The organism is Bradyrhizobium sp. AZCC 1588 (genome assembly GCF_036924735.1).
Lineage (GTDB): Bacteria > Pseudomonadota > Alphaproteobacteria > Rhizobiales > Xanthobacteraceae > Bradyrhizobium.
Genome location: NZ_JAZHSC010000001.1, coordinates 5718645 through 5736377 on the forward strand (window position 1 = coordinate 5718645; position 17733 = coordinate 5736377).

The window sequence follows — 17733 nt, forward strand, 5'->3', positions numbered from 1 at the left end:
TTCGGAAAATGGGAACTGGTTTCAACAGCCGGCGGGGATTGCCGGGCACGCGTAAAGTCGCGACCGAGGTTCGGCGATAGCCGAGGGTGAACGGAACTCCCGCCTTTGTGCCACGTTGCATTCGTGGTTGATGGCGCGTGGACGGAGAGGCCATGGCTTACTTTTCCAGAGGACAGGACGCGATCGAGCGGAGCGGCAAGATACTGGCGGACGTCGTATGTGCCTTGCTCCTGTTGGCCTTCGCAATTGCGTACTTCGGCTGGCTAGGCGGTGCGGTTGCGTTTCTCATCCTTGAAGGCGGGCTGCTGGCGGTCGAATACGTCTTGCCCGGCGACGAAGGTGACGCGGCTGCCGTGGTGAGGTGAGCTACTCCTCCGCCTGGATCCATTCCGCGGCCCCGCGCCACAGCGTGTCGCGATGCTCGGGTCGGAAAAATCCCATATGCCCGATCTTTCTCACGCCGGTATCCGCAGGCCTCACCGTGATGATCTCAGGCGCAGTCGAGGTAAATCCCGAACACAACAGTTCGACCGCCGGCCGTGTCGCCCAGGGATCGTCGGACATGCAGAGTGCACGCAACGCGCCCTGGTATTTCGGGAAATTCTGCGCGGCTTCGAGCCTGGCATCGTCGAACAGATAGCGCGGGCTCATCACCCAGCGGACCCATTGCAGGAATGCATCCTTCGGCAGATCCATGCCGAGGCCGGCCTTGCCGGGCATGTAGCCGAGCGCGCGGGTCAACGGGGCGCCGACGAAATTCAGCAGGGCATAGACGCGGTAGCGCTCCGGCGCCGTCATCAGTTTCCAGTAACCGGCTTGTGCGGCGATCAGGAGTGCGCGCGAAATCTCCGAATTGTTCGGCAACAGGCCGAGCGCCTGCCCGCCGAACGAATGCCCGACATAGGCGAAGGGCAGCGACTTGTAACGCTCGCGCATCCAGGCGACCGCTGCGGCGATGTCCTGGGCTGCCCAGTCCGACATCGAGGCCTTGAAGCCGACCAGCGATTTCGGCCTGATGGAGCCGGGCGGCGCCTGCGGCCTCGAGTCGCCGGTGCCGCGATAGTCGTAGGTCAGAACCGCGCATCCGCGGTGGGCGAGATAGCCGGCAAAACCGCGGTAAAGCTTGCGGGGAACGGCGGTTGCCGAATTGACCAGGACCGCGTGGCGCTTGGCCCCGCGGGGCAGAAACAGCGTCGCGGCAAGGGGATATCCATCCGTCGCGGGCACCGTGATGTCGTCGCAAAATACGTCGTCCAGCCCCGGCTCGGCCACCGTGTTCTCCTGCCAGCTTTGCGGGCGGCCATAACAAATGCGAATTCGGATTTCGCCGCAAGAGCTTGTCAGGACTACTGGAAATCTAACTGGCGGTCGGCCCGCGGCCTGTGTATAACCCGGCCTTCGTAACCTTTGATAAGTTGCGGTTTTTGCTCAGGAGTTAACGTCATGTCCGAGCGGTGGACGCCCGATAGCTGGCGCACCAAGCCGGTGCTGCAGGTCCCCGATTATCCCGATGCCAAGGCATTGGCCGACGTCGAGGCGCAGCTTGCTACGTTTCCGCCGCTGGTTTTCGCCGGCGAGGCCCGTAACCTGAAGAAGGCGCTCGCCCGCGTCGCGGCCGGCGAGGCCTTCCTGCTGCAGGGCGGCGATTGCGCCGAGAGCTTTGCCGAGCACGGCGCCAACAACATCCGCGACTTCTTCCGCGTGCTGCTGCAGATGGCCGTGGTCCTGACCTATGCCGGCGCGCTGCCGGTGGTGAAGGTCGGCCGCATCGCCGGGCAGTTCGCAAAACCGCGCTCGTCGAACACGGAAAAGGTTGGCGGCGTCGAGCTGCCGAGCTACCGCGGCGACATCATCAACGACATCGCCTTCACCCCGGAAGCGCGCATCCCCGATCCGCAGCGCCAGTTGATGGCGTACCGGCAGTCGGCGGCCACCCTCAATCTGCTCCGCGCATTCGCGACCGGCGGCTTTGCCAATCTCGGCAGCGTGCACCAGTGGATGCTGGGCTTCCTCAAGGATTCCCCGCAGTCCCGCCGGTACAAGGAGCTGGCGGATCGTATTTCGGATGCGCTGAATTTCATGCGCGCCTGTGGGCTGGACCTCGAAAGCCATCCCGAACTGCGCGCCACCGATTTCTACACCAGCCACGAGGCGCTGCTGCTCGGCTACGAGCAGGCAATGACCCGGGTGGATTCCACCACCGGCGACTGGTACGCGACCTCAGGCCACATGATCTGGATCGGCGACCGCACCCGCCAGCTCGACCACGGCCATGTCGAATATTTCCGCGGCATCAAGAACCCGATCGGCCTGAAATGCGGCCCCTCGCTGAAGCCGGATGAGTTGCTCAAGCTGATCGACATCCTCAATCCCGACAACGAGCCGGGACGGCTGACGCTGATCAACCGCTTCGGCTCCGACAAGGTCGGCGATCATCTCGCGCCGCTGATCCGCGCCGTGCAGCGGGAAGGGCGGGTTGTGGTCTGGTCTTGCGATCCGATGCACGGCAACACCATCACCTCGACATCAGGCTACAAGACTCGTCCGTTTGACCGGGTGCTGTCGGAGGTGAAGTCGTTTTTCGCGATCCACGCCGCCGAAGGCACGCATGCCGGCGGCGTGCATCTGGAGATGACCGGACAGGACGTCACCGAATGCATCGGCGGCGCGCGCGCCATCACCGACGAGGACCTCAACGACCGCTACCACACGGTCTGCGATCCCCGCCTCAACGCCGAACAATCGATCGACCTGGCTTTCCTGATTGCCGAACTGCTGAAGCAGGAACGCGCCGGGAAAGCTCAGCCGATGCCGGCCGCAGCGGGACTTTGATTTGCTGCGACTCTGGCGGGCCACGATCAACACGCGTAACGGCCTCGCTTTTGCGATCCGCTCGGAGCAGGCCGTCCGCGAGGAACTGTTCGCGTTGGCGCTGTCGGTACCGCTGGCCTGGCTGATCGGCACGACCACGATGCGGCGCGTGGAACTGGTCGCGGCCGTCGCTTTTGTCCTGGTGGTCGAGCTGCTCAACACCGCGATCGAAAAGCTCGCCGACCGCCTGACCACGGATCACGATCTGAAGATCGGCCAGGTCAAGGATATGGGGTCGGCGGCGGTCGGCGTGGCGCTGTTGATGGCCGGCCTGTTCTGGCTGTTCGCCCTCGCGGAACGCATAGGCGCGATCTAAAGCGAGCAATTGCAGTTTGCTCTTGTGCAAGGCACCATCGCTCCCATGACCGACACCTTTACGATCACGCTGGCGCAGTTGAACCCGACGGTCGGCGACGTGCCGGGTAACGCCGCCAAGGCCCGCGCCGCGCGCGACAAGGCCGTGGCCGATGGCGCCGACCTCCTGCTGCTGCCCGAATTGTTCATCTGCGGCTATCCGCCGGAAGACCTGGTGCTGAAGCCAGCCTTCCAGGCCGCCTGCCGCGCAGCGGTCGAAGAGTTGGCGCGCGAGACTGCGGGCGGTGGTCCGGCTGTCCTGATCGGCACACCCTGGGTCGAGGACGGCAAGCTCTATAACGCCTGCGCGCTGCTCGATCAGGGCCGCATCGCCGCGTTGCGCTTCAAGGCGAACCTGCCGAACTACGGCGTGTTCGACGAAAAGCGTCTGTTCGCGCGGGGTCCGGCCGCCGGGCCGGTGACGGTCCGCGGCATCCGCGTCGGCGTCCCCATCTGCGAGGACATCTGGCTCGAAGAGTCCGAGGAATACGAGAACGTCGTCGAGTGCCTCGCCGAGACCGGCGCGGAAATCCTTGTGGTGCCTAACGGTTCGCCCTACGCGCGCGACAAGAACGACCTCCGGCTGTCGATCGCAGTTGCCCGTGTCACTGAGAGCGGGCTGCCGCTGGTTTATCTCAATCAGATCGGTGGGCAGGACGAACTGGTGTTCGATGGCGCGTCGTTCGCGCTCAACGCCGACCTCTCGGTGGCGGCGCAACTGCCCGCGTTCGAAGAAAGCATCACCACGCTGCGTTGGACCAAGGGCGCCGACGGCTGGCGCTGCTCGGGCCCCGTAGTGCCGTTGCTCGAGGGCGACAAGGGCGATTACGCCGCCTGCGTGCTGGGCCTGCGCGACTACGTCCGCAAGAACGGCTTTCCGGGCGTCTTGCTCGGCATCTCCGGCGGCATCGATTCCGCGCTGTGCGCGGCGATCGCCGTCGATGCACTCGGCGCCGACCAGGTTCGCGGCGTGATGCTGCCGTTCCGCTTCACCGCGCAGGTGTCGCTCGACGATGCCGCGAAACTCGCCAAAGCACTCGGCATCCACTACGAGGTGCTGCCGATTGCCGATGCGGTGAACGGCTTCGAGAAAATCCTCTCCGGACCATTTGCCGGCCTGCCGCGCGACATCACCGAAGAGAATTTGCAGGCGCGCACCCGCGGCACGCTGTTGATGGCGATTTCCAACAAGACCGGCGCGATGGTGGTGACGACAGGAAACAAGTCGGAAATGTCGGTCGGTTACGCCACGCTCTATGGCGACATGAACGGCGGCTTCAATCCGATCAAGGACATCTACAAGACCGAAGTGTTCCGGCTATCGAGTCTGCGCAACGAGTGGAAGCCGGACGGCGCGCTCGGGCCGTCGGGCGAGGTGATCCCCGTCAACATCATCACGCGCCCGCCGACGGCGGAGCTGCGCGAGAACCAGACCGACCAGGATTCGCTGCCCCCCTACGAGATGCTGGACGGCATACTGGAGCGTCTGGTCGAGCGCGAGGAGCCGCTGGCCACGATCATCGCGGCCGGTTTCCCGGCTGAAATGGTGACGCGGATCGATCGCCTGCTCAACGTCGCCGAATACAAGCGGCGGCAGGCCGCGCCCGGCGTCAAGGTAACGGAAAAGAACTTTGGCCGCGACCGCCGCTATCCCATCACCAACCGCTTCCGCGACAACGGCAAGGCGCTGCCCGTACCCGACGAAAAACTGGTCGCCCGCGCCGGTCGCGCCTCGGCGGATGCGTTCGAAGGGTAGGGCGTCGTCTCGGAATTAGCGCGAGCGCGTTGCTTCAACCATTGTGCCGAGGCGCCTACTGCTTCGGCGGGATGAAGGTCGGGCCGACGGTGCGGATCGGCTTGTCCTTGTCGTTGGTCGCGGCCGTCGTATCAGCCGGAGCCGTCGCCGGTGCAGGCGCGGCGGCGGTGGTGCCTGCGGGCGCGGCGCCCTTCTTGGGCGGCGGCGCGGCTTTCGACTGCCCGCGCTGCTGCATCCGCCTCGCACTTTCCTCGGTGACGATGATGTCGCCCTGCTGTTCGACCGCCGCCCTGTCGTCGACGGACTTCAGCGCTTCGGACCAGGTCTGGCCCGCAGGCTTGCAGGAGCAGGACGCGTTGAACTCGGTGCGGAATTTGAACGCGTTGGGCAGCGATGAATATGGCTGGCCGTTGATCGAGACCGCCTGGTTGATGTCTTCGCCGGGATTGCGATAGGCGAACAGGTTCGCCTCCGGCTGCCGGGCACAGCGCCTTGCAGGTCCTCTCATCGTCCTGGAAGCGGGCCTGCACGGTGGCGAACGAGACCGGGAAATAGGCGCCGTCGCAGGTGCGGACGCAGACGGTGCGGTAGGTGCCGGATGGTGCGCCGAGATCGGCGCTCGGCGGCGGCAGCGTGTTGTTGTTGCCGAACAGGTTGTCGATGAAGTTGCCCGGACCGCGCGCGGCAGCGGCATATTGCGGGCCGCAATTGTTCTGCGCGAGCGCCACCAGCACCGAGCGGCGCTGGTTTTCGCGGTCAGCGCCGCCGATGCCGCCGCTGCGCAGCCGCTCCAGGCTGGTGGTGATCTGGTCGAGATTGGCGCGCATCTGCTGAATCTGGTTGTTCACCGGACCGCACTGGGCGGAGCGGCCGCTGAACAGCGAGAAGAAGCCCGAGCTTTCGCAGCCCATCCGCTTGGCCTGCAGCGTGACCCGATCGAGCTCGGCCTGCTGCTTGGCCTCCGCGTCCTGATAGCGGCGGATCTGTTCATCCTTGGCGGGGTCGCCGGTGCCGGCGCCACGGTCGATGGTCGCCAATTGTCCTTCGAGCCGGATGCAGATCGGATTGGCCTGCGCGCCCTGTTGTGGCGGGGCGTCCTGGTTCATCTGCGCCATGGCGTCTTCGTTCGTCTGCGCCAAAGCGGGTGCGCCCGGGGCAGCGATGCCGACCAGGATGGCGCAGGTCAAAATTCGGAGGGAGAGGGAAGCGTTGCGAATTTCCAGCATATCCGGCCATTGAGGGCTGATCCGCGCGGCTCAAAAAGCCTGATGACGCGGCCAAGGCGGCGTTCTGCGGCCAAGGCCGCATCCAATAGCTGCTTCTCGGGGCAGCGTCACGTCGTTTCCGGGGCGCGGGTGTGGCAAACGGGCCCTTGAAATCCCGGGATTAGGTCTCTTTAGCGCTGGCAGGTAATGGCGACGTATTCGCCGCACGCCGGGCCTGAGCAGCGGTCGCCACCGCTGATCGGAACCGCGCTGGTGATTTCGTCGGGCGCCACGCGACGATAGGCGATCGCCTGCGCAAATTCCCGTGACTGACAATAGGAGCGGGCGGCGTGGGCGCCACATTTGTCGCCCCTGGCGAGGCACTCGTCCACGCCGTAACCATCGGCCTGGTTGGCCACGATGAAGACGCGGCTGTCGGCGGCAGCGGCCGAGGCGGCGAGCAGGAAGGCACAGGCAATGAGTGCGGAGGAAAGTCGCATGGATGGCACCGGCGGCGGGAAGAGACCGCCCTTAGAAATAGGCCCAAAGTGTTAATAATGATTAACCATGAGGGCCGAGGGCGGCTGCGAATGGCGGGGTTCGGCGGCCTGATCGCCCCTAAATCGGGCACAAGCAAGGCCTTGACGGCGTGCTTGCGATACCGCAATGGTGGAACCATGAACGGTCTCCTCGCCATCTGCGCCATTTGCCGCGAGATTATTAGCTAGCGATTCGCTGGCTGAGGCCGTCTTTTCTCAAAAATGAGATCACTGGACGCCCGGCCGCAAGGGATGGGTACGCCATGGAATTGCGTCTCTACGATACGTTGACCAAGGAGAAACGGCCGTTTGTGCCGCTCGATGCCGATAACGTCCGCATGTATGCCTGCGGACCGACGGTCTATGACTTCGCCCATATCGGCAATGGCCGCGCGGCGATCGTGTTCGACGTGCTGTTTCGCGTGCTGCGCCATCGCTACGGCGCCGATCACGTGACCTATGTCCGCAACATCACCGACGTCGACGACAAGATCAACGTGCGGGCCGCGCGCGACTATCCCGGCGTGCCACTGAACGAGGCGATCCGCAAGGTCACTGAAGAGACCTATCAGCAATACCAGGACGACGTCACCGCGCTCGGCTGCTTGGCCCCGACGGCGCAGCCGCGCGCGACCGAACACATCCCGGAGATGCGGGCGATCATCGAGAAGCTGGTCGCCGGCGGCTTTGCCTATGTCGCCGAAGATCACGTGCTGTTTTCGCCGCAGGCGATGAACGAAGCCAATTCCGTGATGCCGCGCTACGGCGCGCTGTCGAAACGCTCGCTCGACGAGATGATCGCCGGCGCCCGCGTCGATGTTGCTCCCTATAAGCGCGATAATACCGACTTCGTACTGTGGAAGCCGTCGAAGCCGGGTGAACCTTCCTGGCCGTCACCCGCCGGGATCAAGGTGGAAGGCCGCCCCGGCTGGCACATCGAATGCTCGGCGATGGCCTGGAAGCATCTCGGCGAGAAGTTCGACATTCATGGCGGCGGCATCGATTTGGTGTTTCCGCACCATGAAAACGAGCTCGCGCAGACCTGCTGCGCGTTCCATTCCGATCGCATGGCGAATGTCTGGATGCATAATGGCTTCCTGCAGATCGAGAGCGAGAAGATGTCGAAGTCGCTCGGCAACTTCTTCACGATCCGGGAATTGCTGGCCGACTGGCCGGGCGAGGTGCTGCGTTTGGGCATGCTCAAGACGCATTATCGTTCACCGCTCGACTGGACCCTGAAGGGTGTGGAAGAGAGCGCGAAGACGCTCGACGATTGGTATGCGATCGCAGCCGACGCCGTCGCCAGCGAGCCGTCGCCGGCTATGATCGAGGCGCTCCATGACGACCTCAACACGGCGCTGGCGATGGCTGTCCTGCACAGCCTGCGCAACGCGGCGGCGTCCGGCGGCACGCGGGAACGCGGCGAGTTTGCGGCGTCGCTTCGCCTGCTCGGCTTCCTCTCGATGAGCGCTGCGGAGTGGAAGGGGCGGAAGCAGCAGGCGAGCGGCATCGATGCTGAGCAGGTCGACCGCCTGATAGCGGATCGCGCGGCCGCGCGCGCGCGGAAGGATTTCAAGGAATCCGACCGTATCCGCGACGAGCTCGCCGCGATGGGCGTTGCCATCAAGGACGGCAAGGATGCCGATGGTAAGCCCGTGACCACCTGGGAGATTGCGTGATGACAAAGCCCGACACGCCTTTCCCAAAACACTGGCTCTATTATATCGCGCTGAAGGTCGTGCTGATTGTCGCCGCCGTGGCGCTGGCGACGAAGCTGTACGGATTATGGTAGGGACGATGGGACAGGCATTGCCAAAACCCGGCTTGCGGCCGTTTTTGCCGGCGGATGTTCCGATGCTGGCGGCGATCTTCGTTGCCGCCATCGAGGGGCTGACCGGCGACGACTATAGCGAGGCGCAGCAGGGAGCCTGGGCGCAGGCGGCCGACGACGAAGCCGCGTTCGGCAAGAAGCTTGCCGGGCAGTTGACGCTGATCGCGACTATCCAGAACGCGCCGGTCGGCTTCGCCTCGCTGAAGGGCGCTGACCATATCGATATGCTCTACGTGCATCCGAGCGTGGCCGGGCAGGGCGTGGCCGCGATGCTGGTCGATGCGCTGGAGAAACTGGCGGGCGCGCGCGGCGCCAAAACCCTGACGGTCGATGCCAGCGATACGGCCGAGCCGTTGTTCAGAAAGCGCGGCTATGCCGCCAAGCAGCGCAACACGGTTTCGCTCAACGGCGAATGGCTCGCCAACACCACGATGCAGAAGACGCTGGCGACAAGCGCCGCGCCGGGAGCGCCGACATGAGCCGCGAACGTCTTTATCTGTTCGACACCACGCTGCGCGACGGTGCGCAGACCAACGGCGTGGATTTCACGCTGCATGACAAGCAGATCATCGCGCAGATGCTGGATGAACTCGGCATCGACTACGTTGAAGGCGGCTATCCCGGCGCCAATCCGACCGACACCGAATTCTTCGCCGAAAAGCCAAAACTCCAACATTCCAAGTTCACCGCGTTCGGCATGACGCGCCGTCCCGGCCGGTCGGCTTCGAACGATCCGGGGCTTGCGGCGCTGATCGAGGCCAAGGCCGATGCGATCTGCTTCGTCGCAAAGTCCAGCGCTTATCAGGTGCGGGTGGCGCTCGAGACCACCAACGAGGAAAACCTCGCCTCGATCTGCGACAGCGTCGCTGCTGCGAAGGCTGCCGGGCGTGAGGTGATGGTCGACTGTGAGCACTTCTTCGACGGCTACAAGGAGAATGTCGATTTCGCGCTCGCCTGCGCCAAGGCAGCCTATGATTCCGGGGCGCGCTGGGTGGTGCTGTGCGACACCAATGGCGGCACCATGCCGCACGAGATCGAGACCATCGTCGGCGCTGTCACCAAGCACATCCCGGGCAGCCATGTCGGCATCCACGCCCATAATGACACCGAGCAGGCGGTCGCCAATTCGTTGGCCGCGGTGCGCGCGGGTGCGCGGCAGATCCAAGGCACGCTGAACGGGCTCGGCGAACGCTGCGGCAACGCCAACCTCTGCTCGCTGATCCCAACGCTGCGGCTGAAGAACGAATTCTCCGACACGTTGGAAATCGGGGTCACGGACGAGAAGATGGCGACGCTGATGAAGGTGTCGCGCACGTTGGATGACATGCTCAACCGTGCCCCGAACCGCCATGCGCCTTACGTCGGCGAAAGCGCGTTTGTCACCAAAACCGGCATTCATGCCTCCGCCGTCCTGAAGGATCCGCAGACCTACGAACACGTCTCGCCGGAATCCGTCGGCAATCACCGCAAGGTGCTGGTGTCCGATCAGGCCGGCCGTTCCAACGTCATGGCCGAACTCGACCGCGCAGGTATCCCTTACGAGAAAAGCGATCCAAAACTGGCGCGGCTAGTCGAGGAGCTGAAGGAGCGGGAAGCGGCAGGCTTCGCCTATGAATCCGCCAACGCCTCGTTCGATCTCTTGGCGCGGCGCACGCTCGGCCGGGTGCCGGAATACTTTAAGGTCGAGCAGTTCGACGTCAATGTCGAGCAGCGCTACAACGCCAACGGCCAGCGCATCACGGTGGCGCTCGCCGTCGTGAAGGTCGATGTCGCCGGCGAGCGGCTGATCTCGGCGGCCGAAGGCAACGGCCCGGTGAATGCGCTCGACGTCGCGCTGCGCAAGGACCTCGGCAAGTACCAGAAATACATCGAAGGCCTGAAGCTGATCGATTACCGCGTGCGTATCCTCAATGGCGGCACGGAAGCGGTGACGCGGGTGCTGATCGAGAGCGAGGACGAGAACGGCGAGAGCTGGACCACGATCGGCGTCTCGCCCAATATCATCGACGCCTCGTTCCAGGCGCTGATGGATTCGGTGATCTACAAGCTGGTGAAATCAGGCGCTCCGGCGTGAGGTGATTGATGTCGTCATTCCGGGGCGATGCGAAGCATCGAACTCTGATGTGCAATTGCACATCAGAGAATCTCGAGATTCCGGGTCTGGTCCTTCGGACCATCCCGGAATGACGGGGAGAGAGTAGGGGCAATCGATGATCGATCACATCTCCGTCGGCGTCAGCGAACTCGAACGTTCAGCACGCTTCTATGAAGCAACCCTCGCGGCCCTTGGCCTCTCACGCCTCGTCACCCGTCCCGCAACCATCGGCTTCGGCAAAACCTACTCCGAATTCTGGATCAACCTGCGTGCCGGCATGGCGCCGGTCGCGCCCGAAAGCGGGACCCATATCTGCCTCCGCGCCAAAACGACCGGCGATGTCGATGCGTTTCACGCCGCGGCCCTCAATGCCGGCGGCCGTTCCGACGGCGCACCGGGCATTCGCCCCCACGATCGGGTAAAATATTACGCGGCATTCGTCATCGATCCCGATGGCAACCGCATCGAGGCTGTGACGTTTCTCAGCGAATGAGCTGAGGAGCCTAAAGCCTCCGCGCCACTTCCGGCGCAAGCTCCTTTGTCGCCGCCGGCGTACGGGCGGCATGGGCACTCAGGCGCGGCAGGATGTCTTCCACGCGGTCGGCTATCAGCACGTCAATTGGGAACGCCGGGCGGATAAATTCGGTCGCGCGCATATGCGCGATCAGCGAGAGCAGCGGCTCCCAGAAGCCGTCGATGTTGGCGAGCAGAACCGGCTTGGAGTGACGGCCAAGCTGCTGCCAGGTCATCTGCTCGACCAGCTCCTCCAGCGTGCCGATGCCGCCGGGCAACGCCACGAAGGCGTCGGAGTGTTCGAACATCAGCCGCTTGCGTTCGTGCATGTCCGGCGTGACGATCATTTCCTGGACACGCGACAGCGCATGTTCACGCGATTTCAAAAAATCCGGGATGATGCCGGTGACGAGGCCGCCATGATCCAGGGTGGACTTGGCGATCTCGCCCATCAGCCCGACTGATCCGCCGCCATAGACGAGGCGGATACTGTTCTCGGCAAAGGTTTTTCCCAGGGCTTGGGCAGCTTCGACAAAACGGGGATTGGAACCAGGGCCGGAGCCGCAATAGACACAGACAGTTTTGATTTGATCCATGCTGACCATGTGGCACTGCACCCAGTAAAGCTCAAGTCCGGTTGACTTCGGTAATGCAGCACAAATAGGCCCGAAATCAAACCAAACGAGGAAAGATTTATCTTTCAAGGCTGTACGGGAGAGGTAAACGCTCTATATGACGGGCATATGCAGATCATCAGAAACCATCTGACGGCGGCCGGTGCGCCATCTTGCGTTGGGCGCGACAGCGATGGCTGATTCTGATTCGCACACCGATATCGCCGAACTGCCGGCCGATAACGCTCCCGAAAAGGCGACCTTGATCGGGACGCTGGTTCACCTGTGGCCCTATATCTGGCCCGGCGACCGCGCCGACCTGAAAATGCGCGTCGTCTGGTCGATGGTGCTGTTGCTCGCCGCGAAGCTCGCGACGCTGACGGTGCCGTTCACCTTCAAATGGGCGATCGATGCGCTCAACGGCATGGGCACGGCACCGGTCGAGGCCTCGAACTGGATGCTGTGGCTGATCGCCTCGCCACTGCTGATGACCGCAAGCTACGGCGCGGTGCGGGTGCTGATGGCGGTGCTGACGCAGTTTCGCGACGGCATCTTCGCCCGCGTCGCCATGCATGCGGTGCGCAAGCTCGCCTACATCACCTTCGTTCACATGCACGAATTGTCGCTGCGCTTTCATCTGGAGCGCAAAACCGGCGGCCTGACGCGCGTCCTGGAGCGTGGCCGCACCGGCATCGAGGTGATCGTGCGGATGGTGATCCTGCAGCTCATCCCGACCATCGTCGAGGTGTCGCTTCTGATGGCGGTGCTGCTGTGGCAGTTCGACTGGCGCTATGTGCTGGTCACCGCGATCACGGTCGTGATCTATATGTACTATACTTATGTCGCGACCGAATGGCGGATCGAAATCCGCCGCAAGATGAACGATTCCGACACCGAAGCGAACACCAAGGCGATCGACTCGCTGCTCAACTACGAGACGGTGAAGTATTTCAGCGCGGAGCAGCGCGAGGCCGAACGCTACGACCGTTCGATGGAGCGCTACGAGCATAACAGCGTCAAGACCTATACCTCGCTCGCGGTGCTCAACACCGGGCAGGCGGTCATCTTCACCATCGGCCTCACCGCGACCATGCTGATGTGCGCGCTGGGCGTGCGCAACGGCACCAACACGGTCGGCGATTTCGTCATGGTCAACGCCATGATGATCCAGCTCTACCAGCCCCTGAACTTCATGGGCATGGTCTATCGCGAGATCAAGCAGGCGATCATCGACATCGAGAAGATGTTCAACGTGCTGTCGCGCAATCCGGAGATCAAGGACGTCCCCGGCGCCGCGCCGCTCGTGGTCGGCGCCGGGAGCGTGCGCTTCGAGGACGTGCGCTTTGCCTATGATCCGGAGCGGCCGATCCTCAAAGGCCTCAGTTTCGAGGTCCCCGCCGGCAGGACGGTCGCGATCGTCGGTCCCTCGGGCGCCGGCAAGTCGACGATTTCGCGGCTGCTGTTCCGCCTCTACGACGTCTCCAGCGGCAAAATCCTGATCGACGGCCAGGATATCAGGAACGTGACGCAGGCGAGCCTGCGGGCCTCCATCGGCATGGTGCCGCAGGATACCGTGCTGTTCAACGATACCATCCGCTACAACATCCGTTACGGCCGCTGGGGCGCCGGCGATGCCGAGGTGGAAGAGGCGGCGCAACTGGCGCAGATCGACAGCTTCATTCGCAACTCGCCCAAGGGCTACGAAACCCAGGTCGGCGAACGCGGCCTGAAACTGTCGGGCGGCGAGAAGCAGCGCGTGGCGATCGCGCGCACGGTGCTGAAAGGGCCGCCGATCCTGGTGCTCGACGAGGCGACTTCCGCGCTCGACAGCCACACCGAGCATGAAATCCAGGAAGCGCTGGAGCGCGTCTCACGCGGCCGCACCTCGTTGGTGATAGCGCACCGGCTCTCGACGATCGTTGGCGCCGATGAAATTATCGTGCTGGATCAAGGGCGCATCGCCGAGCGCGGCACCCACGTCAGGCTTTTGGCTGCCGGTGGGCTTTATGCCAGCATGTGGAACAGGCAGCGCGAAGCCGAGGCGGCGCGGGAGAAGCTCGCGCAGATCGACGACGGCAACGAAGCGCCGAACCGCGCCCCGCCGCCGGTCGATGATCCGCTCAATGAGCCGTCCAAAGACCAGCCCAAAGATTCCTTGGCCAAAGATCCCTTGGCAACTGCCGTGGAATAATCCAAAACCGGCGCTACTTCCGAAGGCAGCGAAGTCGGCCAGATAATAGCGAGCCCTAATGTCGATTGCGAATTCCATCCGCGCGCAGATCCCACCGATCCATCCGGAGGGCTATCCGTTCATCGGCGGCTTTGCGCTGGTCAGCCTGATCCTGTTCTGGATCTGGACGCCGCTGGGTTGGATCGGCACCATCCTGACCGTGTGGTGCGCGCTGTTCTTCCGTGATCCCGTCCGCGTGACGCCGGTGCGCGACGGCATCGTGGTGTCGCCGGCCGATGGCCGCGTCTCGATGGTTGCTCAGGTGCTGCCGCCGGCCGAACTCGGCCTCGGCGACCGGCCCCTGCCGCGCGTTTCGATCTTCATGAGCGTGTTCAACTGCCACGTGAACCGCAGCCCGGTGACCGGCCGGATTGACCGTATCACCTACCGGCCCGGCACCTTCATCAATGCCGAGCTCGACAAGGCCAGCGAAGACAATGAGCGCAATTCGCTGGTGATCTCGACCACGAACGGCCGGATCGGCGTGGTCCAGATCGCCGGGTTGGTGGCGCGGCGGATTGTCTCATTCGTGCGCGAAGGCCAGTCGATCGGCGCCGGCGAGCGGTTCGGCCTGATCCGTTTCGGCTCGCGTCTGGACGTCTATCTGCCCGAAGGCACGAGATCGTTGGTTTCGGAGGGCCAAACGGCGATTGCCGGCGAGACGATTTTGGCCGATTTCGGCTCGACCGAGCAGGGCCGGACTTTTCGCGCCGATTAACCACCTTCGGCGCCTAAATGGCCAGGCGGCTGCCAATGGCAAACCGGGCCGGCGCTTGCTATATAATGGCTGGCATGCTGATCCCGGACCCCAAATACCCTGAACTGCGCCGCCGCCGGTTTCGCCCGATCCCGGTGCGGATGCTGGTGCCCAACGTCATCACCTTGCTCGCGATCTGCGCCGGGCTGACGGCGATCCGCCTGTCGATCGAAGGGCGGATGGAGCTCGCCGTCGCCGCGATCGTATTCGCGGCGGTGCTTGACGGGGTCGACGGCCGCATCGCACGCATGATCAAGGGCCAGTCGAAATTCGGCGCCGAGCTCGACAGCCTGGCGGATTTCGTCAATTTCGGCGTCGCGCCCGGCCTGATGCTGTATTTCTGGCAGCTCCAGGAGTTGAACAATGGCGGCTGGATCGCGGCGATGGTGTTTGCGATCGCAGGCGGCCTGCGGCTTGCACGCTTCAACGCCAGCATCGACGATCCGAACAAGCCTGCCTTTGCGGCGAACTATTTCACCGGCGTGCCGGCGCCGGCCGGCGCGATCCTTGCGATGCTGCCGTTCTATCTGGCGTTTCTCGGCGTCCCCAAGCCGCCGGCAACATTGACCGCGGCCTATACGCTGCTGATCGCGTTCCTGATGGTGTCGCGGCTGCCGGTATTTTCCGGCAAGACGGTGAAGATGCGCGTGCCGCCGGAAATGGTGCTGCCGGTCTTCGTCTCCGTGGTGTTCTTCGTCGCGCTTCTGATCGGCTACCCCTGGCACATCCTGTCGATCGGCTCGGTGCTCTACCTCGTGAGCCTGCCCTGGGGCTGGAAATCCTATCGCGACCACGAGCGCAACGCCGCCCTTGCCGCACAGCCGGCTCCGACGGCTGAAACCACGCCGTCATCTCCGGCGACATTCTCGCCGACCCCCAGCGACACCGAGGACGAACGGCCGGCGCGGCTGAACTGAGCGTCCTCGTCGCCACTCTCCGATATGGCTGCCATGAGCCGCCGCCGAGTTGGGTTCTCCCCCAATCTCGGCTATAGGGCTTAGCGACCTACGGCCTCAAAGAGCCGGGCCGAAAAATCAGGAGAGAACGCCGTGAACAAAGCCGTTACCGCCCCGCTGCCTGCTTCCGTCCTCGAGGCTCTGGCGCGCTACGACACCCCGACGATCTGCAATGCGATGGAGATCGTGGCGCCGGAGCGCCGCCTGATCGGCTACACCACCAAGCCGCTGGTCTGTCCGTTTCCCGATCTGCCGCCGATGGTCGGCTACGCCCGCACGGTGACGATCCGCTCGGTGCTCAAATCCACGCTTCCCGCCGACGAGCAGGCGAAGCGCCGCATCGCCTACTACGAATATGTCGGCACCGGCTTCGGCCCGCGCATCACCGTAATTCAGGATATCGACGGCGCCGATGTCGGCTATGGCGCGTTCTGGGGCGAGGTGCAGAGCAATGTGCACAAGGCGCTCGGCTGCCTCGGTGTCATCACCGACGGCTCGATCCGCGACATCCCGCAATGGGCGCCGGGCTTCCAGGCCCTGGCCGGTTCGATCGGACCGTCGCATGCCTGGGTCCATGCCGAACATTGGGGTGGCGAGGTGCGCGTCGCCGGCATGACGGTGCATTCGGACGATCTGATCCACGCCGACCAGCACGGCGCCATCGTGATCCCCATCGACCTCGCGGCAAAGATTCCGGAGGCCGCCGAACTCTGCGGCCGGCGCGAAACGCCGATCCTGGAGATCGCGCGCAGCCCGGACTTCACGCTGGAAAAACTGAAAGAGGCGCTGAAGCGCTCGGCGGAGATTCACTGACGAAAAGTCGGATCTAACAAAACGGGCGAGGGGGAGCGCTATGAGACGGTTCTGGGCGGCACTGTCATTATCGTTCCTTCTCGGCGTCGCAGCCGTGCAGGCACAAACCTATCCCTCGCGGCCGATCACGCTGATCGTGCCGTTCCCACCGGGCGGATCGACCGACACCGCCGCGCGGATCATGGGCGAGCGGATGCGGGCAACGCTCGGGCAGTCGGTCGTGATCGAAAATGTCGGCGGCGCCGGCGGTAGCATTGGCGTCGGTCGCGTCGCCCGCGCTGCGCCTGACGGCTATACCTTCGACATCGGCCAGTGGGATACCCATGTCGGCAGCATCATCTACAAGCTCGACTACGATCTCGAAAAGGACTTTGAGCCGATCGCGCTTGTCTCGAACAATCCGCAGCTCATGGTCGCCAAGAAAGACCTGCCGGCAAATACGCTCGCCGAACTCGTGGCGTGGATGAAGGAGAACCCCGGCAAGATCAATTTCGTCAACCAGAATGCGGCGGCGAACGTCACCGGCGTTTTGTTCGAGAACCTGACCAAACAGAAGGTGCAGTTCATTCCCTATCGCGGCGCCGGGCCTGCCATGACCGATCTCGTCTCGGGCACGGTCGATCTCTTGGTGGTGCAGGGCGCGGTGGCGCTGCCGCAAATCCGCGCCGGCAAGATAAAGGCGCTCGCCAACCTTTCGCCGACGCGCTCGGCCTCGATGCCGGATATTCCAACCGCGGACGAGAGCGGCGTGCCCGGTCTCTATATGTCCGGCTGGTTCGGCTTCTGGGCGCCGAAGGGCACGCCGAAAGAGATCATCGCCAAGCTGAACGCAGCGACAACAGAGGCGCTGGCCGACCCCGCGATCCAGAAGCGCTTTACCGAACTCGGCCTCGACGTCGCGCCGCGCGCGCAGCAGACGCCGGAAGAATTGGCCGCCTTCCAGAAGGCCGAGATCGAAAAATGGTGGCCGATCATCAAGTCAGCCGGCATCGGCACCCAGGCGCAGTGAGCGCAAGTCGGCATGGTTAGCGAATCCTTGCGACCGTGTGCCCGCCGCCCCGCATTTTTACGATCCCTGTTCGAGTTTAACCTTTACGGCTCTTTAATTGCGCGGTCGTAGGGTTCCTCTGCGCCAGCTCCGAATGGAGCGCGCGACCGGTCAGGATGTCCGGTAGTTCGCGTACGCGTTGGAGTTCAGA

16 protein-coding genes and 1 pseudogene are annotated in these 17733 nt (G+C 63.8%); 13 read left to right on the forward strand and 4 right to left on the reverse strand.

Annotation, left to right across the window (positions count from 1 at the left end):
- Positions 1-152: 152 nt before the first annotated feature.
- Complete coding sequence (locus tag V1277_RS26585) at positions 153-365, forward strand: hypothetical protein (protein WP_334418851.1); 213 nt, start codon at positions 153-155, stop codon at positions 363-365.
- Between the two features lies 1 nt (position 366).
- Here the strand turns inward: V1277_RS26585 and V1277_RS26590 are convergent, their stop codons facing one another.
- Positions 367-1272 (reverse strand): alpha/beta hydrolase family protein, encoded by a 906-nt coding sequence (locus V1277_RS26590; protein WP_334418852.1) that lies wholly within the window; start codon positions 1270-1272, stop codon positions 367-369.
- A gap of 171 nt (positions 1273-1443) precedes the next feature.
- Here V1277_RS26590 and V1277_RS26595 point away from each other — a divergent pair, with 171 nt between their 5' ends.
- The 3 genes from V1277_RS26595 to V1277_RS26605 are packed head-to-tail and all read left to right on the forward strand — an operon-like array spanning position 1444 to position 4981.
- The gene (locus V1277_RS26595) at positions 1444-2832 is read left to right on the forward strand and encodes a class II 3-deoxy-7-phosphoheptulonate synthase (RefSeq protein WP_334418853.1); all 1389 of its coding nucleotides are present in this window, start codon (positions 1444-1446) and stop codon (positions 2830-2832) included.
- A 1-nt stretch (position 2833) separates the two neighbouring features.
- Positions 2834-3187 carry a diacylglycerol kinase gene (locus tag V1277_RS26600; protein ID WP_334418854.1) on the forward strand — a complete coding sequence of 118 codons (354 nt, stop codon included), beginning with the start codon at positions 2834-2836 and terminating at the stop codon, positions 3185-3187.
- A gap of 45 nt (positions 3188-3232) precedes the next feature.
- On the forward strand, positions 3233-4981 hold the full coding sequence (locus V1277_RS26605; protein ID WP_334418855.1) for an NAD+ synthase: 1749 nt from the start codon (positions 3233-3235) through the stop codon (positions 4979-4981).
- A 55-nt stretch (positions 4982-5036) separates the two neighbouring features.
- Here V1277_RS26605 and V1277_RS26610 read toward each other — a convergent pair.
- Both V1277_RS26610 and V1277_RS26615 read right to left on the reverse strand, forming a co-directional pair.
- Positions 5037-6207: pseudogene (locus tag V1277_RS26610) on the reverse strand (DUF2865 domain-containing protein).
- A gap of 170 nt (positions 6208-6377) precedes the next feature.
- Entirely contained in the window at positions 6378-6686 is a 309-nt protein-coding gene (locus V1277_RS26615) for a hypothetical protein (RefSeq protein ID WP_334418856.1), read from the reverse strand.
- Between the two features lie 302 nt (positions 6687-6988).
- Between V1277_RS26615 and cysS the strand changes: the two genes are divergently transcribed.
- The 4 genes from cysS (at position 6989) to V1277_RS26635 (ending at position 11144) form a co-directional block, all read left to right on the forward strand.
- Positions 6989-8404 (forward strand): cysteine--tRNA ligase, encoded by a 1416-nt coding sequence (gene cysS, locus V1277_RS26620; RefSeq protein ID WP_334418857.1) that lies wholly within the window; start codon positions 6989-6991, stop codon positions 8402-8404.
- A gap of 118 nt (positions 8405-8522) precedes the next feature.
- The gene (locus V1277_RS26625; RefSeq protein ID WP_334418858.1) at positions 8523-9035 is read left to right on the forward strand and encodes a GNAT family N-acetyltransferase; all 513 of its coding nucleotides are present in this window, start codon (positions 8523-8525) and stop codon (positions 9033-9035) included.
- Positions 9032-10630: a citramalate synthase gene (gene cimA, locus V1277_RS26630; protein WP_334418859.1), complete on the forward strand. Its 1599-nt coding sequence runs from the start codon at positions 9032-9034 to the stop codon at positions 10628-10630. The genes V1277_RS26625 and cimA overlap by 4 nt, the downstream gene beginning before the upstream one ends.
- Before the next feature lie 136 nt (positions 10631-10766).
- Positions 10767-11144 carry a VOC family protein gene (locus V1277_RS26635; protein ID WP_334418860.1) on the forward strand — a complete coding sequence of 126 codons (378 nt, stop codon included), beginning with the start codon at positions 10767-10769 and terminating at the stop codon, positions 11142-11144.
- Positions 11145-11154: 10 nt separating this feature from the next.
- Here V1277_RS26635 and V1277_RS26640 read toward each other — a convergent pair whose 3' ends face one another.
- Positions 11155-11760, reverse strand: a complete 606-nt coding sequence (locus V1277_RS26640; RefSeq protein WP_334418861.1) for a TIGR00730 family Rossman fold protein — start codon at positions 11758-11760, stop codon at positions 11155-11157.
- A gap of 211 nt (positions 11761-11971) precedes the next feature.
- Between V1277_RS26640 and V1277_RS26645 the strand changes: the two genes are divergently transcribed.
- From V1277_RS26645 to V1277_RS26665, 5 genes are all read left to right on the forward strand, one after another.
- Positions 11972-13969, forward strand: coding sequence for an ABCB family ABC transporter ATP-binding protein/permease (locus V1277_RS26645; RefSeq protein ID WP_334418862.1), 1998 nt, complete (start codon positions 11972-11974; stop codon positions 13967-13969).
- Positions 13970-14027: 58 nt separating this feature from the next.
- Positions 14028-14726 (forward strand): phosphatidylserine decarboxylase, encoded by a 699-nt coding sequence (locus tag V1277_RS26650; protein WP_334418863.1) that lies wholly within the window; start codon positions 14028-14030, stop codon positions 14724-14726.
- 74 nt (positions 14727-14800) lie between these two features.
- Positions 14801-15682, forward strand: a complete 882-nt coding sequence (locus V1277_RS26655; RefSeq protein ID WP_334377204.1) for a CDP-alcohol phosphatidyltransferase family protein — start codon at positions 14801-14803, stop codon at positions 15680-15682.
- 132 nt (positions 15683-15814) lie between these two features.
- Complete coding sequence (locus V1277_RS26660) at positions 15815-16534, forward strand: RraA family protein (RefSeq protein ID WP_334418864.1); 720 nt, start codon at positions 15815-15817, stop codon at positions 16532-16534.
- A gap of 40 nt (positions 16535-16574) precedes the next feature.
- Positions 16575-17543: a Bug family tripartite tricarboxylate transporter substrate binding protein gene (locus tag V1277_RS26665; protein ID WP_334418865.1), complete on the forward strand. Its 969-nt coding sequence runs from the start codon at positions 16575-16577 to the stop codon at positions 17541-17543.
- Positions 17544-17733 lie beyond the last annotated feature (190 nt).

What these genes read in the sequence shown, in the direction of transcription:
- V1277_RS26585 (WP_334418851.1), top strand. Translation starts at nt 153, where the DNA reads ATGGCTTACTTTTCCAGAGGACAGGACGCGATCGAGCGGAGCGGCAAG.
- V1277_RS26595 (WP_334418853.1), top strand. Translation starts at nt 1,444, where the DNA reads ATGTCCGAGCGGTGGACGCCCGATAGCTGGCGCACCAAGCCGGTGCTG.
- V1277_RS26605 (WP_334418855.1), top strand. Translation starts at nt 3,233, where the DNA reads ATGACCGACACCTTTACGATCACGCTGGCGCAGTTGAACCCGACGGTC.
- V1277_RS26615 (WP_334418856.1), bottom strand. Translation starts at nt 6,686, where the DNA reads ATGCGACTTTCCTCCGCACTCATTGCCTGTGCCTTCCTGCTCGCCGCC.
- cysS (WP_334418857.1), top strand. Translation starts at nt 6,989, where the DNA reads ATGGAATTGCGTCTCTACGATACGTTGACCAAGGAGAAACGGCCGTTT.
- V1277_RS26625 (WP_334418858.1), top strand. Translation starts at nt 8,523, where the DNA reads ATGGGACAGGCATTGCCAAAACCCGGCTTGCGGCCGTTTTTGCCGGCG.
- cimA (WP_334418859.1), top strand. Translation starts at nt 9,032, where the DNA reads ATGAGCCGCGAACGTCTTTATCTGTTCGACACCACGCTGCGCGACGGT.
- V1277_RS26635 (WP_334418860.1), top strand. Translation starts at nt 10,767, where the DNA reads ATGATCGATCACATCTCCGTCGGCGTCAGCGAACTCGAACGTTCAGCA.
- V1277_RS26640 (WP_334418861.1), bottom strand. Translation starts at nt 11,760, where the DNA reads ATGGATCAAATCAAAACTGTCTGTGTCTATTGCGGCTCCGGCCCTGGT.
- V1277_RS26645 (WP_334418862.1), top strand. Translation starts at nt 11,972, where the DNA reads ATGGCTGATTCTGATTCGCACACCGATATCGCCGAACTGCCGGCCGAT.
- V1277_RS26650 (WP_334418863.1), top strand. Translation starts at nt 14,028, where the DNA reads ATGTCGATTGCGAATTCCATCCGCGCGCAGATCCCACCGATCCATCCG.
- V1277_RS26655 (WP_334377204.1), top strand. Translation starts at nt 14,801, where the DNA reads ATGCTGATCCCGGACCCCAAATACCCTGAACTGCGCCGCCGCCGGTTT.
- V1277_RS26665 (WP_334418865.1), top strand. Translation starts at nt 16,575, where the DNA reads ATGAGACGGTTCTGGGCGGCACTGTCATTATCGTTCCTTCTCGGCGTC.